We start from the raw sequence: 14,585 nt of genomic DNA on the forward strand, positions 1-14,585 counted from the left end.
TTCCATGTGACCGGGAAACGCAACATTTTGTACGTTTTGAGGATGGTTTACATTCCAGCGCCGGCGTTCAGCCGGCGGCGCGGCACTGGTTGCGCACGAAGTGCCGGATGCGGTCCATGGCGTGCAGGGACGCGGGGGAATCCGGCTCGACGGTGATGAACATGTGGGGTTCGTCGTCGTATTTCAGGACGTCGATCGCTCCGCCTGCCCGTCGGTACTGTTCGCCGAAGGCATCGGCACGGAAATGGTCGACGTTGGCGTCGGCCGTGCCCTGTATCAGCAGCATGGGCGGCAGGTGGCGGGCCTCGCCGCGCTCGACGATCAGGTGCGGGTTGTCCCGTTCCATGGCGGTTTCGCCAGTCCAGAAGGCGTGGTGCGCGTCCAACAACTGCGAGAGGCGGCGATCGCGGGCCATCCGGTAGCGCGCCAGTGGGTCGAGGATGGGCCAGCAGGCTGCCACGTAGCCGACCAGCGGCGCGGGGGCCGGCGCCGTCGTGCCGGGCGCGCCCCCCAGCAACGCGTTCAGCATCAGCAGGTGGCCGCCGCTGGACGTTCCCAGGCCGCCCACCCATTCGGCCCGGCTGCCCAGTTCGCCCGCGTGCCGGCGGGCCCAGTCCAGGCCGGCGTGGACGTCGGCGAAGGTGACGTCGGCCGCCGCCTGCGGCGGCATGCGGAAATCCAGCGCGAAAGTGGCGATGCCCTCGTCGGCCAGCGCCTCGTGCATGGAGGCGTTGTTCAGGCGGTTGCCGCGGATCCAGGCGCCGCCGTGCACGTCGACCAACAGGGGGACGGGGGCGTGGCAGCGGGGACGGTAAAGGCGCCCTGGCAGCGCCTGGCCGTCGAAGGCGGGGAACTCCAGGTCTTGAACGTCGAATCCGGACATGGGCGGGGCTCGCCCGGTAGGGCGGACGTCCTGTTTGATCGTTACGGCCCGATCTTCGCACACTTGGCGTTTTTCCGTCTTTCCCTGGGGCGTGCGCTGGGAGCGACGGCCGGCTGCAACAGCCAGGTTACGTTTGCATTCGCGGTTTTGACGTATATCCGGCAGAATGGCTGTGCTTGCCGCGGCGGGCCACGACCCTTCCCCGGAAGCTGCTTGCCGGCAAGCTCACTCAAGGAGAGAGAGCATGAAACGTCGTCAGTTCCTCTACGCCACCGCCACCGCCGGCCTGCTGGTTGCCGCGGGTTGTACCACCACCGATCCCAACAAGAGCGGCGACAGCTCGCCCGCCGCCAAGCGCAGCCGGATCGATTCCGGGGTCAACGAAACGCTGAACCGGCTCTATTCCACGGTCAACGGTTCGCGCGAGCTGGGCAACAAGGCCCGCGGCATCCTGGTATTCCCCAGCGTGATCAATGCCGGCTTCATCGTCGGCGGCGAGTACGGCGAAGGCGCCCTGCGCGAGGGCGGACGCACCACCGGCTACTACAGCACCGCCAGCGGCTCGTTCGGCTTCCAGGCCGGGGCGCAGTCCAAGGCGCTGGTGTTCATGTTCATGAACCAGGCCGAGCTCGACCGCTTCAAGTCCAGCAAGGGCTGGACCGCGGGTGTGGATGGATCGGTGGCCGTGGTCAAGGCGGGCGTCAATGCCGGCATCGACACCAACACCGCCCGCGCCCCCGTCGTGGCGTTCGCGCTGACCAACGCGGGTCTGATGGCCGGCCTGACGGTCGAGGGCACCAAGATTTCCAAGCTGGACCTGTAGCGTTTGTTCTGGCCGGCGGACGGGGATGACCTTCCTGTCCGTCGCGGGATCCTCGCATTGCCGGTGCGGGGCAGCCCCCGGAAACTGGCGGCACCTTCGCGGACGGCCGGGCACGGCGCCCGGCGCGCGAGGGTGGAGTCCCGCCCATGTCTCTTCCCCTTTTCTCCGCCCGGCGGCGTCGGCAGCGCGGCCAGTCCATGGTGGAGTACGTCGTCATCGTCGCGCTCGTGGCCGTGGCCGCGATCGCCGTCTACCAGCTGTTCGGGCAGGTGGTCCGTTCCCAGACGGCCGCCATGGCGCGAGAACTGGCGGGCGAGGATGGTTCGGCCGAATCGCGCGCCGCCCAGACCGCGGCCAAGGGCGCCCGGTCCCAGACTTCGGCGCGTTCGCTCAAGTCCTTCACCGGCAATGCCGCCCAGGCGGGCGCGAACTAGATGCGCGCCGCGGATCGCTCGCAGGCCGGACAGGCACTGGTGCTGGCGGTGGCGCTGCTCGCCGCGGCGGCCGCGGGGCTGGTGCAGTTCTTCAACGGCGGGCAACTGCTGCGCGAGAAGGTCCGGCTGACCCGCGCGCTGGACGCGGCGGCCTATAGCGGCGCGCTGGTCCAGGCCCGGAGCCTGAATTTTCTTGCCTATGCCAATCGCGCGCTGGTGGCCCACCAGGTGGGCATGGCGCATGCCATCACGCTGGCCTCGTGGGCCCGGTTCGGCGATACGCAGGCCCGCCGGCTGGCGTCTTCCAATCCACCCGCCAGCCTGATCGGCGGCCTGTTCGGCGCCGCGCATGGCCGGGCCTACCGGAGCGCCGCAGGCGCGGCCGGCAGAGGCGTCGCCGCGGGCTGGGAGGACGGCGCGCTGGCGCGGGCCTTCGCCGAACACGATCGCGTCGTGCACGACGTCCTGGTGCGTGCACAGGCGGCCGTGCAGCAATCGCTGGCCGATGTCCGCATGCGGACGATGCAGGCCGTGTTGGCGGCCCACGATGACGACGGCGCGACGCGTCTGGACGCGGCCCTGCTGGCCGATACGCTGCCGGGGTTCGTGGTGCGGCACGGAGGCGCCTCCCGGGTCCGGCTCAAGGGCATGGTGGAGGAGGCCAATGCGCACTACGGGTTCCTTGCGCCGCGCGATCACGACCGTCGCAGCCTGTTGCCAACGGAATGGCGATGCCCCTGGCTGCGGCACGAGCTGCGGCGCCGGGGCGCGACTTCGCTCATGGGGCTGGACGCCTGGCGGTCGGTGGATACGCTGTCTTTCCATGCGCTGCGGTCCAATCGATGGATAGGCTGCTACTACCGCGAATATCCCATGGGCTGGGGCAGCGCCAAGAGCGATGCCTCGCTGGCGGACGACGATCTGCCGCACGTGGACGAGCCTCCCGAGGATTTCTCCGACCAGGATTTCTGGCGCTGGGTGCGTGGGCATACCGACTGGAACCTGCTGGATGGCGCGGCCAATCCGCTTGCCAATTCGTTCGCGCTGTCGCAAGGCGTGGCGTGGCAGGGCAGGGGGATGCCGTCGTTCGCCGGGATCGCCGGCAAGCGGGCCGCCGAGCCGACCCTGCGCTTCGCGGTCAGGGCCACGCGCGCCGCGGGCGGGTTGGCCGCTGTCAGCGCCGCGTCGACCTACTATCGCCGGCCCGTGGCGCGCGCCGATGGGAGGGCGGAACCGCCCAGCCTGTTCATGCCTTACTGGCAGGCCGGCCTGAGCCCCGTCGTGGCGGCGGAACGCCAGCAGGCATGGCGCCGGCAGGGGGCGCCGCGGTGATCGCGCGCATCGATCGCCAGGGCGGCCAGGCCGTGGCCGAAGCCCTGCTCGCGCTGGGCGGGCTCGGGGCGTTGTGGGTACTGGGCTCGGCCCTGGGGCGATTGCAGGACCTCGCGCTGCAGACCGAGTTCGCGGGGCGTCATCTTGCCTTCGTCGTGGCGCAGGAGGCGCCGCGGGACGTCCGCGAGCGAACGCAGGCCTATTTCTTCCAGCCTGAACGCCATCGCTGGCGCAACCACGATGGTTCCGCGCTGCTGCCCGACCAGCCTGGGCGGTTTTCCACGGAGGTCCGGCAAGCCGCCGGCCAGTTGCCCGAGCAGGCACAGCCCGGGGGTACTGCCGAGCCGGCGCGCATGCTCAGGGGGGAATTGCTGCCGGCGTATCCGGGGCTGGTGGCGGGGCGGGTGTCGGTGCGACCCGATCTTGCGCCGGTGGCCAAGTTGGGCGGGTGGCGAGCCGAGGCACGGCTGTCCAGCAGGTTCGCAATCCTTGCGGATGCCGGCCATGCCCGGGACGACGGGGATGTCCAGGCGCGCATCGCCCGCGCGCCCAGGGCATGGAGCGACGCCGCGCGGCGCACGGAGCAGGCGGGCCGGGCCTTGTCGGCGATGTCGCGCGTCGACCGGCCCTGGGGCCGTCCGCCGCCGCAGTTCGATTGGCTCTCGGCCTGGAAGGGGCTGCTGCCGGCGGATCTTGCGGGAGACGCTCGATGACGGGAAGGGGGCGGTGCCGCCCGCCGGTGCGCGGCTGCGTCGTGCTTGCCATGGGCCTGCTATGGAGCCACGCGGCAGCGGCCCAGCCCAGCATGCCGCCCGGTGCGGTGGACCGGGGCTGGGGAGGCCGCGTGCGCGTGAACGGCGTGCGCATGGACATCCGCTTGTTCGAGATCCGGCAGGCTCCGCTCGAGGTCGCCGACGGTGTGGCGCGGCAGCCCGGCCTGGACCCCTGGGTGCTGCCCTTGTCCGATGGCGTGATGCTGAGCGGCGTCCGGGACGGCCGTCCCTGGCTGATGCAGCTTCGCCGGTCCACGTCCGGCACGACGCACGGCGTCCTGGCTGTCGGCCTCGATGCCAAGGCGGGGATGCGCGCCTTGCCCGCCGAATGGATGCCGCCGGGCGCAACGCTGCTGCTGGATCTGCAGACCCGGGACGAGCGGGGGAAGGTGGCTCACCAGCTTTACGCCCATGCGGCCGACAGCGCGACCTTCTCCCGGCTGCTGCAAGCCCGGTTGACCGCGCTCGGATGGCGCGCCGGGCCCGGCGGTGGGCTGATGGAGTGGCGCCGCGCGCGGCGGGTATTGCAGCTCGTGGTGGTGGCACGGGAACAGGGAAGCGGCCTGCTCGCGGTCGAGATCGAGACGGGCGAATGAAGGAGCCAAGAATCATGATCGTGGCCGGCAGGGCCCGGGGCGCGCGCGGGCAGCGCGGGCAATCCGCGGTGGAATATCTGGTCGTGGCCATGCTGCTGGCCGGCGTGGCCGGCGCGGGCTGGTTCGGCGAAGGGGGAGGCTTGCTGGCGTGGCTGCTCGACGCCCTGCGAGGTTTCCACCAGCGTTTCGCCGCTTCGCTGGCCCTGCCGCTATGACGCCCCGCCTGCCCCGTTTGCGCGTGGACCGGAAATGGTGGGTGCTGGCGGTGGCGCTGGCCGCCGGAGGCCTGGCCGCATGGCTGGGCCAGCGCCAGATCCAGGGGCGCATCGATGCCATCGAGGCCGGAGCGCGCGCGTCGCGCGTCGCGCTGGTGGTGGCCGCGACCGACCTCGATGCCGGCCGGCGCCTGTCGGCGGACCTGGTGGCGGTGCGCGAGATGCCGGCCGAGTGGGCGCCGTCCGGCGCCATCGAACCCGACCGGTTCGGCGATTTCGACGGCGGCGTGCTGGCCCACCGTGTACGGGCCGGCGAACCGCTGCTGCCCCTGCACCTGGAGGCAGGGCGCGCGGCCCCGCTGGCCGAGCGCCTGGGCGAGGGGCGCCGGGCGGTGACCATACCGGTGGACGAGATCAGTTCGGTGTCGGGCCTGGTGCAACCCGGAGATCTCATCGACCTGTACGTTTCCTTCGATCATCGTGGCAAGCGGACGACCATGCCCCTGCTGCAACGGATGCGCGTGCTGGCCACGGGACACCAGACCGAGACGCCGGGAGCCGGGGGCGAAGCGCCGCGCGGCGCGTTCTCCACCGTGACGCTGGATGCGGCGCCGGAAGAGGCGGTCAAGCTCATCATCGCTCGCGATGGCGGTGTCCTGACCGCCATGCTGCGCCGTCCGGGAGACGGCAGCCCGGCTCCCGGACGCGTGACGGGCGGGCTGGCTTCCTTGCTGGGGCTGGGAGACGGCGAGCCGCCCGAGCCGCGCCGGCAGACGGGTGCAACGATCATCTATGGCGACCGGGCACCGCGCCGCATTCCGGGGCTGGCGGAGTCCGGGGCGGAGCAGGGGGGCCAGCCATGAGAGCGGCCGTGGTGAAGCGGGTCGTGCGAGGAGGCCTCGGCATCGCGTTTGCCGTGCTGGACGGCGGGGCGCGGGCCGCGGGGACGGCCGCCGCCGACTGGCCGGCCTGGCTCGAGCAAGAGGCAGTGCCGACGCCGGCACCGCCTTTCCCCGCCGGCCAGGATCTCCCGGACGTCGAGATGTACATAGGCGAGACCCAGGTGTTCCCGGCGCCGGGCGTGGGGCGGGTGGCCGTGGGCAATGGCCGCGTCATCAACGCCGCCACGGCCGACGACCGGGAGGTGGTGGTGTTCGCCAATGCGGCCGGCACCTCGTCGCTGGTCATCTGGGACCGCGACGGCGCGATGCGGCGCATGCGTATCACCGTGGTGCCGGGGCAGTCCTCGCGGGTGCAGCGCGAGATCGAAGCCTTTCTCGCCGGCATGCCTTCGGTCCGCAGCCGGCTCGTCGGCGACAAGGTCATCGTGGAAGGCGACGACCTGAGCGACGCCGATCAGGCGCGCATCGCGCTGCTGGCCCGCCGTTATCCGCAGGTCGTCGATTTCACCGGACGGCTCGGCTGGGAACGCATGGTGATGATGGACGTCAAGGTGGTCGAGATGCCGCGCTCGCGGCTGCGCGAACTGGGGGTGCGCTGGGACGGCGCCAGCACCGGCGGCCTGAACGCGGGCCTGGCCTGGGACGCCGCGGTGGGGCGGCCCTTGCGGGCGGCCGCCGGCGACGCCGGGCAGCGGCCCGGGGGCGGCCCCGTCGCGCTGCCGTTCCCGGCCACGTCCCCCGCGGGATACCTGGGCATGAACGCCCTGTTGTCCGCGCGCATCCAGGCCATGGCCCAGAGCGGCGAGGCGGTCATCCTGGCCCAGCCGCAGCTGTCGGCGCGCAGCGGCTCCACCGCGCGCTTCCTTGCGGGCGGGGAAGTGCCCTATGCGACGGTGGACAGGAACGGCGCGTCGAACACCACCTTCAAGCCCTACGGCGTCACGCTGGAGATCGCGCCCCGGGTCGATGCCGGCGGCACGGTGCGGTCCGTCATCGACGTCGAGGTCAGCGCCGTGGATCCGTCCGTGACGACCACGGGCGGCCCCGCGCTCAAGGTCCGCAGGACCGCCACGGAGTTCAACGTGCGTTCGGGCGAGACGCTGGTGCTGAGCGGCTTCCTGTCGCGCGAGCAGTCCCAGGACCTGGACGGCTTGCCCGGCCTGTCCAGCCTGCCCATCCTCGGGCCGCTGTTCGGCTCGCGCAGATTCCAGAGGCGCGAGACCGAACTGGCCATCTTCGTGACCCCGACCGTCGTCACCCAGCGCAATCCCGATCTGCTGGAACGCATCGACCGCGGGCATCGGGTGCTGGACCAGACCTTCGGGCCGGAGCGGCTGAACGTGCCCGTGCGGCCCGACGTATCTTTCATGGAGCGATGATGCTGGAGGTGGAAATCCTGACCGACGAGGGCCATGGGACCTCGCTGAGCGTGGCGTCGCCCGCGGTGATCGGGCGCGGCGACGTATGCGAGATCCGCCTGCGCCACTGGCGGGTCGCGCGCAGGCATGCCCGGCTGGACGAGCGGATCGAAGGCGTATTCGTGGAAGACCTGGGGTCGCTGGGCGGCACCTTGGTCAACGGCCGCCGCATCCTGCAATACGGACCGCTGTTGCCCGAGGACGAGATCGTCGTCGGCGCCGTGATGTTGCGCGTGCGGTCCATGGGGGCTTCGGGGAAAGATGTCTCGCGGGAAGGCGGTCCGCCCGCGCCCGTGTCGGCGGGCATGCCGGCCCCCCCGGCCGCCCGGTCCGCGGCGGTCCACTCCCACGAGGCGGCGATGGTCGAATGGCGGCGCCGGCTGCATGCGCGCCTGCTGGAGGCCCTGGACCTGCGCCGCCGGGATGTGTCCGCGATGAGCGACGCGGCCTTGCGGCAGGAGGCTGACCGGCTGCTGGAGGCGCTGGTGCAGGATGCCGATGCCGAGATCCCCGCGGGCCTGGACCGCGGCACGCTGCGCCGGCAGGTGGTGGACGAGGCGGTCGGGCTGGGACCGCTGGAGTCCTTGCTGGCCGATCCGGACATTTCCGAGATCATGGTCAACCGGCACGATGAGCTTTATGTCGAACGCGGCGGCGTCCTGCGCCGGCATCCGGCGGTGTTCAGCAGCGACCAGTCGGTCCTGGGGGTGATCGAGCGCATCGTCTCGCCGCTGGGGCGTCGCATCGACGAGAGCTCGCCCATGGTCGACGCCAGGCTGCGCGACGGCTCGCGGGTGAACGCGATCATCGCGCCGCTGGCGTTGAAGGGGCCGGCCCTGACCATCCGCAAGTTTCCCTCCCGCCGCCTGCGGATGACGGACATGGTGGAAGGCGGTTCGCTGGATGCGCACATGGCGGGGTTCCTGAGACTGTGCGTGGAGCGGCGCAAGAACGTCATCGTTTCGGGCGGTACCGGCTCGGGCAAGACGACGCTGCTCAACATCCTGTCGAATTTCATTCCGCCGGCAGAGCGCGTCATCACCATCGAGGATGCCGCCGAACTGCGCCTGGCGCACGAGCACCTGGTCGCGCTGGAGGCGCGGCCTGCCAACCTGGAGGGGCGGGGCGCGGTTTCTATCCGCGACCTGGTGCGCAACGCGCTGCGCATGCGGCCCGACCGCATCGTCGTGGGCGAGTGCCGGGGTGCCGAGGCATTGGACATGCTGCAGGCGATGAACACCGGCCACGAGGGTTCGTTGACGACGTTGCATGCCAACACGCCGCGCGACGCGATGTCGCGGCTCGAGACCCTGGTGCTGATGGCGGGCATGGACCTGCCGCTGGCCGCCATACGCGAGCAGATCGCCTCGGCGGTCGACATCGTGGTCCAACAGGGCCGCAGCGCCGCCGGGCAGCGGCGGGTGACCGCCATCGTCGAGGTCAGCGGTATCGAGAGCGGCCGCATCCAGCTGCAGGAGCTGTTCCGCTTCGAGCGGCCGGATGCCGGCGCGTCCGACGGCGCCGGGTACTTCCAGGGCTGCGAACTGATGCCCAGTTTCCTGGACGAATGGCGGGCTGGCGGCGTGGCCATTTCCCCGCAATGGTTCTGCGAGCGCACGCCGGCGCCGGACGGGCCCAGGAGCCTGGCATGAACGCCATCGACGCGGCCATCGCCGGCGCGGTACTGGTTTGCGTGTCGCTGCTGGTGTGGATCGCCTGCGGACTGGTGCGTGACAGCATCGCGCGCTACCGGGCGGTGTTCACCGAGACCGCGCGCGTCCGCATGAGCGAGTTCTTCCTGTTCGTCGACGTGAACCAGCTGTGGGTGGCGCACGTGGCGGTGATCGGCGTGCTGGCCGCCGCCTGCGGGTGGTTCGCGCAAAGCTGGGGCTTCGCCCTTGCCGGGGCGGCGGCCGGGGCATGGCTGCCGCGCCAGGCCGCCCGCCATCTGCGCACGCGCCGCATGCGCAGGTTCGATGCGCAACTGCCCGATGCGCTGCTGGCCCTGGCCAGCGCCTTGCGGGCCGGCGCCAGCCTGCAGGCCGGCCTGCGCCAGATCGCGGCCGAAAGCGAGGCGCCGCTGGCACAGGAGTTCACGCTGCTGATGCGCGAGCAGCGCTTCGGCGTCGGCATGGACCAGTCGCTGGCGAACCTGCATGCGCGCATGCCCACCGAAGCGGCCAGCCTGGTTGCGTCGGCGCTGCGGATCGCCGCCGACACCGGCGGCAACCTGGCCGAGACGCTGGAGCGCATAGGCGCGACCGTGCGCGCACGGCTGCACATGGAGGGGCGGGTACGGGCATTGACGGCCCAGGGCCGGCTGCAGGCCAGGGTGGTGGGGGCGCTGCCCTGGCTGCTGCTGGCCGCGCTGCACCGCCTGGAGCCCGAGGCCATGGAGCGCCTGTGGACCACTCCCGAGGGATGGGCCGTGCTGGTCCTGGTCGCGGCGCTGGACATCCTCGGGCTGTGGATGATTGCCCGCATCGTCCGGATCGACATATGAAGCGCGAGCGGGAATCCCCCGAGGGAACCGGCGCTCCCACGAGGCCGGCGTGGGCATGACCGCGCTGCTGATCGGCGTGGCCGTGGCGGCCCTGGCGGCACTGGCCTGCCTGCTGGTCATCGATCCGCCCGCCTTGCCTGACCGGACGGCCGAGGCGCCGCCGCGCGCGTTCCGGTTGGCCTGGCCCCTGGTCTCGGCGGCCGCCCACTACGGCCGGCGCTGGCTGTCGTGGCAGCGCCGCCGCCGCATCGAGTCCCGGCTGGTCCAGGCCGGACTGCGCCACGGCCTGGCACCCGTGCACATCGTGGGAGCGCAGGTGCTGTGTGCCTGCGCAGGCGGACTGGCCGCCGCGCTGCTGGCGGCTACGTGGGCCGGCTTTCCCGCCCTGGCCGCATGGGGCGGGGCCGGCGCGGCGGCGGGCGCGGCCTATCCGAGCCTCTGGCTGCGCGACCGGATGCGCCGCAGGCGGCGGGATATCCTGCGGGCCCTGCCGTTCGTGCTGGACATGACGACCCTGTGCGTCGAGGCCGGCCTGCACGCGGGCGCGGCCCTGCAACAGGCGGTTCAGAAGGGGCCGCCCGGACCGCTGCGCGACGAACTGCGCCGCGTGCTGGGCGACGTGCGCACCGGCGTGCCGCGCACGCGCGCGCTCAAGGACATGGCCGACCGCCTGGATATCCCCGAGATACGCGCCTGGACCGGCACGCTGGCCCAGGCCGACGCGCTGGGCATGAACCTCGCGCCCATCCTGCGTGCGCAGTCCGACCAGCGGCGCGCCGAACGCTTTCTGCGCGCCGAGCGCCTGGCGCTGGAGGCGCCGGTCAGGATGCTGCTGCCCCTGATCGCCTGCATCTTCCCGTGTTCCTTCGTCGTGATCGGTTTTCCGATCGCGGTCAAGCTCATGGACACGGGCTGGTAGCGGCATGGGCTGGCGCCGCGCGACCTCTTGCCAGGACCGTTTGCGGGGATGGCTGGGGCAGGCCCCGCCCGGGCCGGGCGACGGCCTGTGGATCGTGCCTTGCCGGGCCGTACACACCGTCGGCATGGCCTGGCCCATCGACGCCGTTTTCGTGGACAAGCGGGGCCGGGTACTGCGCATCGTGCCGGCATTGCGCCCGGGAAGGGCGGCCTGCTGCTGGCGCGCGTGGGGCGTGTTGGAACTGGCGGCCGGGGAAGCCGCAAGGCTGGGATGGAAGCAGGGGGAAAGAATGAGCCGGAACCGCGTATCGACCCGCCAGCGGTCCGGCGCATGAGACGGGTGCGGCGAGTGCCGCACCCTAGGGCGTCAGCCGCGCGTCTCGTCCAGCACGCGCTGCGCTTCCTCGCGCACGCGGGCCGGGGCGGTGCCGCCGATGTGCGACCGCGATGCCACCGAGCCTTCCAGCGTCAGCACGGCATGGATGTCCTCGCCCACCAGGGGGTGGAAGGCGCGCAGCTCGTCCACCGACAGGTCGGCCAGGTCGCAGCCGCGTTCCACGCAGGCGCGCACGGCCAGCGCGACCGCTTCGTGGGCGTCGCGGAAGGGCACGCCCTTCTTGACCAGGTAGTCGGCCAGGTCGGTGGCGGTGGAGAAGCCTTGCAGCGCGGCGGCGCGCATGGCGTCCGGCTTGACCTGGATGCCGCCGGCCATGTCGACGAAGATGCGCAGGGTGTCGCGCACGGTGTCGGCGGTGTCGAACAGGCCTTCCTTGTCTTCCTGGTTGTCCTTGTTGTAGGCCAGGGGCTGTCCCTTCATCAGGGTCAGCAGCGCCACCAGGTGGCCGTTGACGCGGCCGGTCTTGCCGCGCGCCAGTTCCGGCACGTCGGGGTTTTTCTTCTGCGGCATGATGGAACTGCCGGTGCAGAAGCGGTCGGCCAGGTCGATGAAGCCCACGCGCGGGCTCATCCACAGCACCAGTTCTTCCGACAGGCGCGAGATGTGCGTCATGACCAGCGCGCCGGCGGCGCAGAACTCGATCGCGAAGTCGCGGTCGGACACGGCGTCCAGCGAGTTGCGGCACACGCCGTCGAAGCCCAGCGTGCGGGCCACGCGTTCGCGGTCGATGGGGTAGGACGTGCCGGCCAGCGCGGCGGCGCCCAGCGGCAGGCGGTTGACCCGCTTGCGGCAGTCGGCCAGGCGCTCGGCGTCGCGGCCGAACATTTCGGCATAGGCCAGCAGGTGGTGGCCGAAGGTGACGGGCTGCGCGACCTGCAGGTGGGTGAAGCCGGGCAGGATGGTGTCGGCGTGCTGCAGCGCGAGCGTGGCCAGCGCGTGGCGCAGCTGGCGCAGCAGGTCGGTCAGCGTGTCGATCTCGGCGCGCAGCCACAGCCGGATGTCGGTGGCGACCTGGTCGTTGCGCGAGCGGCCGGTGTGCAGGCGCTTGCCGGCGTCGCCCACCAGTTCGGTCAGGCGGCGCTCGATGTTCAGGTGGACGTCTTCCAGGTCGAGCAGCCACTCGAAGCGGCCGGCGTCGATCTCGGTCTCGATGGCGGCCATGCCGCGGCGGATGTCGGCAAGGTCCTGCTGGGTCAGGATGCCGACGGCGTGCAGCATGTCGGCATGCGCCAGCGAACCTTGGATGTCGAACTTGGCCAGGCGTTTGTCGAAGTCCACCGAAGCGGTGTACCGTTTGACGAGGTCGGACACCGGCTCGGAGAACCGGGCTGACCAGGCTTCGGCCTTCTTGGCGAACTGGTCTTGGGGGCGGGGGTCGGTCGATTTGGACATGGCGCGGATTATAAAGCGGGTTATGGCGGTTACTGTATCGGGAACGGGCTCGCCCGGAGTGTTGGTCGTGGGGCGGGACGCGGCGTTCTGCCGCCGCCTGTCGGCGCAGCTCAGGGCGCTGGCCAGGCGTTTGCCGCTGCATCTCTTGCCGCCCGCCGTGGGCGCCGACCCGGCGCGGCGGGCGGATCCGGTTCCCGGCGTGGCGCTGCTCGACCTGGGCCTGCCAGACGCCCAGGGATACGCGCTGGCGCGGGCCTGGGAACGGTCGGGTCCCCGGCTGGTACTGCTCCTGCCCTCGCTGGACAGCCTTCCCCAGGCACGGCAACTGCGTGCGGCCGACCTGCTGGTGCCGCCCATACGCATCGACCGGCTGGAACAGGCGCTGCGGCGCGCGCTGGGCGCCGCAGACACCTCCGGCGCCCTGATGGCCCAGGGGCGCGAGGGCACGGTAGCGGTGCCGGTGGACGAGGTGCTCTACCTGCGCGCCGACGGCAAGTACGTCAACCTGCGCACCCGCCAGGGCGAATTCCTGACCGATCGCGCCCTGGCCGACTTGTCGCGCGCCTTCCCCGAACGCTTCGTCCAGGTCCATCGCAACGCGCTGGTGGCCCGCTCGGCCATTGCCGGCGCGCGCCTTGTCACCCCGGAACTTACCGGGGGGGATGCCGATCCCTATTGGGAACTGCTGCTGCATGGCGTGCCCGACCGTATCGCGGTGGCGCGCCGGCGCTGGCCGCTGGTGCGGCGCTGTCTGCCGCAAGGCCGGGCGGCCCCGTCCTTTTCCCCGGAGGCGATTTGACCGATACCGCCGTCGAACTGATCGACGACCTGGGCACCCTCGATCCGGCCGCCTGGGATGCCCTGGCCGCCGGCAACCCCTTCGTCTCCCACGCCTACCTGCACGGCCTGCAGGCCACCGGCTGCGCCGTCCGGCGCACGGGCTGGCAGCCCACCTGCCTGGTGCTGCGGCGGGCGGGCGAACTGGTGGGTGCCATGCCGCTGTACGTGAAGTCCCATTCCCGCGGCGAATACGTGTTCGACCAGGCCTGGGCGGAAGCCTTCGAGCGCCATGGCCTGCCGTACTACCCCAAGCTGCTGTGCGCCGTGCCGTTCACGCCCGTGGGCGGTCCGCGGCTGCTGGCGGCGGCCCACGAGGACCGGGTGCTGCTGGCCCGTGCCGCGATCGAGGTCGCGCGGCAGGCGGGCGTCTCGTCGCTGCACGTGCTGTTTCCCCGCGACGAGGATCTGCGGGCGCTGCGCGAGGCGGGCTACATGCTGCGCGAGGGAGTCCAGTTCCATTGGCGCAACGACGGCTACGCCAGCTTCGACGCCTTCCTGGGCGCCATGAACCACGACAAGCGCAAGAAAATCCGCCAGGACCGCAAGAAGGTCGAGCAGGCGGGCATACGCTTCCGGCACCTGCGCGGCGCGGCCATCTCCGCCGACGACCTGGCTTTCTTCTACCGCTGCTACGCCGCCACCTATGCCAATCATTGGTCCTCGCCCTACCTGAAGCCGGCCTTCTTCGAGGCACTGCACGCGGCCATGCCCGAGGCGCTGCTGCTGGTCATGGCCGAACGGCAGGGCGAACCGGTCGCCTGCGCGTTGAACGTGGCCGCCGGCGACACCCTGTACGGCCGCTACTGGGGCTGCGTGGACTTCGTATCGGGCCTGCACTTCGAGACCTGCTACCTGCAGGCGATCGACTATTGCATCGCCCACGGCATCGCCCATTTCGAGGGCGGCGCCCAGGGCGTGCACAAGATGTCGCGCGGCCTCCTGCCGGTGCCCACCTGGTCGGCGCACTGGGTGGCCGACGAACGCTTCGCCGCCGCCATCGCCGATTTCCTGGACCGCGAGACCCGCGGCATGAACCGGTACCTGGACGAACTGGAGTCGCACACGCCCTTCAAGGCTCCGGCCGGCTGACCGGGGCAGGGCGGTGGCCGGGACGCCGGCGGGCCATCGGCCTTATGATGTGAGCTACTCCTTGGCACTG

General features: G+C 71.4%; 16 protein-coding genes. 14 read left to right on the top strand and 2 right to left on the bottom strand.

Translation table 11 applies throughout. From position 1 onward, the window contains the following. Positions 1–67: 67 nt before the first annotated feature. The gene (locus EV675_RS13805) at positions 68–883 is read right to left on the bottom strand and encodes an alpha/beta hydrolase (RefSeq protein WP_130357774.1); all 816 of its coding nucleotides are present in this window, start codon (positions 881–883) and stop codon (positions 68–70) included. A gap of 244 nt (positions 884–1,127) precedes the next feature. Between EV675_RS13805 and EV675_RS13810 the strand changes: the two genes are divergently transcribed. The 12 genes from EV675_RS13810 to EV675_RS13865 all read left to right on the top strand — a co-directional run bounded on the left by EV675_RS13810 (position 1,128) and on the right by EV675_RS13865 (position 11,132). After that, positions 1,128–1,706, top strand: a complete 579-nt coding sequence (locus EV675_RS13810; protein WP_130357775.1) for a BPSL1445 family SYLF domain-containing lipoprotein — start codon at positions 1,128–1,130, stop codon at positions 1,704–1,706. A 146-nt stretch (positions 1,707–1,852) separates the two neighbouring features. Continuing rightward, the gene (locus EV675_RS13815; RefSeq protein WP_130357776.1) at positions 1,853–2,140 is read left to right on the top strand and encodes a hypothetical protein; all 288 of its coding nucleotides are present in this window, start codon (positions 1,853–1,855) and stop codon (positions 2,138–2,140) included. Beyond that, positions 2,141–3,472, top strand: coding sequence for a hypothetical protein (locus tag EV675_RS13820; RefSeq protein ID WP_130357777.1), 1,332 nt, complete (start codon positions 2,141–2,143; stop codon positions 3,470–3,472). Then, the gene (locus tag EV675_RS13825) at positions 3,445–4,185 is read left to right on the top strand and encodes a hypothetical protein (protein ID WP_130357778.1); all 741 of its coding nucleotides are present in this window, start codon (positions 3,445–3,447) and stop codon (positions 4,183–4,185) included. Before EV675_RS13820 ends, EV675_RS13825 begins: the two co-directional genes overlap by 28 nt. Continuing rightward, a complete protein-coding gene (locus EV675_RS13830; protein ID WP_130357779.1) occupies positions 4,182–4,841 on the top strand; it encodes a hypothetical protein in 660 nt (219 codons plus the stop codon). Before EV675_RS13825 ends, EV675_RS13830 begins: the two co-directional genes overlap by 4 nt. Continuing rightward, entirely contained in the window at positions 4,838–5,056 is a 219-nt protein-coding gene (locus tag EV675_RS13835; protein WP_130357780.1) for a hypothetical protein, read from the top strand. The genes EV675_RS13830 and EV675_RS13835 overlap by 4 nt, the downstream gene beginning before the upstream one ends. Beyond that, on the top strand, positions 5,053–5,919 hold the full coding sequence (gene cpaB / locus EV675_RS13840; RefSeq protein ID WP_130357781.1) for a Flp pilus assembly protein CpaB: 867 nt from the start codon (positions 5,053–5,055) through the stop codon (positions 5,917–5,919). The genes EV675_RS13835 and cpaB overlap by 4 nt, the downstream gene beginning before the upstream one ends. After that, positions 5,916–7,337 (top strand): type II and III secretion system protein family protein, encoded by a 1,422-nt coding sequence (locus EV675_RS13845; RefSeq protein WP_130357782.1) that lies wholly within the window; start codon positions 5,916–5,918, stop codon positions 7,335–7,337. The genes cpaB and EV675_RS13845 overlap by 4 nt, the downstream gene beginning before the upstream one ends. Next, entirely contained in the window at positions 7,337–9,028 is a 1,692-nt protein-coding gene (locus EV675_RS13850) for a TadA family conjugal transfer-associated ATPase (protein ID WP_130357783.1), read from the top strand. The genes EV675_RS13845 and EV675_RS13850 overlap by 1 nt, the downstream gene beginning before the upstream one ends. Then, positions 9,025–9,879, top strand: coding sequence for a type II secretion system F family protein (locus EV675_RS13855; protein ID WP_130357784.1), 855 nt, complete (start codon positions 9,025–9,027; stop codon positions 9,877–9,879). Before EV675_RS13850 ends, EV675_RS13855 begins: the two co-directional genes overlap by 4 nt. A 55-nt stretch (positions 9,880–9,934) precedes the next feature. Further along, the gene (locus EV675_RS13860) at positions 9,935–10,798 is read left to right on the top strand and encodes a type II secretion system F family protein (protein ID WP_130357785.1); all 864 of its coding nucleotides are present in this window, start codon (positions 9,935–9,937) and stop codon (positions 10,796–10,798) included. Positions 10,799–10,802: 4 nt separating this feature from the next. Then, positions 10,803–11,132, top strand: a complete 330-nt coding sequence (locus EV675_RS13865) for a DUF192 domain-containing protein (protein ID WP_130357786.1) — start codon at positions 10,803–10,805, stop codon at positions 11,130–11,132. Positions 11,133–11,164: 32 nt separating this feature from the next. Here the strand turns inward: EV675_RS13865 and argH are convergent, their stop codons facing one another. Then, positions 11,165–12,586, bottom strand: a complete 1,422-nt coding sequence (gene argH, locus EV675_RS13870; RefSeq protein ID WP_130357787.1) for an argininosuccinate lyase — start codon at positions 12,584–12,586, stop codon at positions 11,165–11,167. 67 nt (positions 12,587–12,653) lie between these two features. On the opposite strand from argH, the gene EV675_RS13875 reads away from it, so the two are divergent. Both EV675_RS13875 and EV675_RS13880 read left to right on the top strand, forming a co-directional pair. Next, the gene (locus EV675_RS13875; protein ID WP_165404590.1) at positions 12,654–13,385 is read left to right on the top strand and encodes a LytTR family transcriptional regulator DNA-binding domain-containing protein; all 732 of its coding nucleotides are present in this window, start codon (positions 12,654–12,656) and stop codon (positions 13,383–13,385) included. After that, complete coding sequence (locus EV675_RS13880) at positions 13,382–14,515, top strand: GNAT family N-acetyltransferase (RefSeq protein ID WP_130357789.1); 1,134 nt, start codon at positions 13,382–13,384, stop codon at positions 14,513–14,515. Before EV675_RS13875 ends, EV675_RS13880 begins: the two co-directional genes overlap by 4 nt. Positions 14,516–14,585 lie beyond the last annotated feature (70 nt).

Source organism: Pigmentiphaga kullae (genome assembly GCF_004216695.1).
GTDB lineage: Bacteria > Pseudomonadota > Gammaproteobacteria > Burkholderiales > Burkholderiaceae_B > Pigmentiphaga > Pigmentiphaga kullae.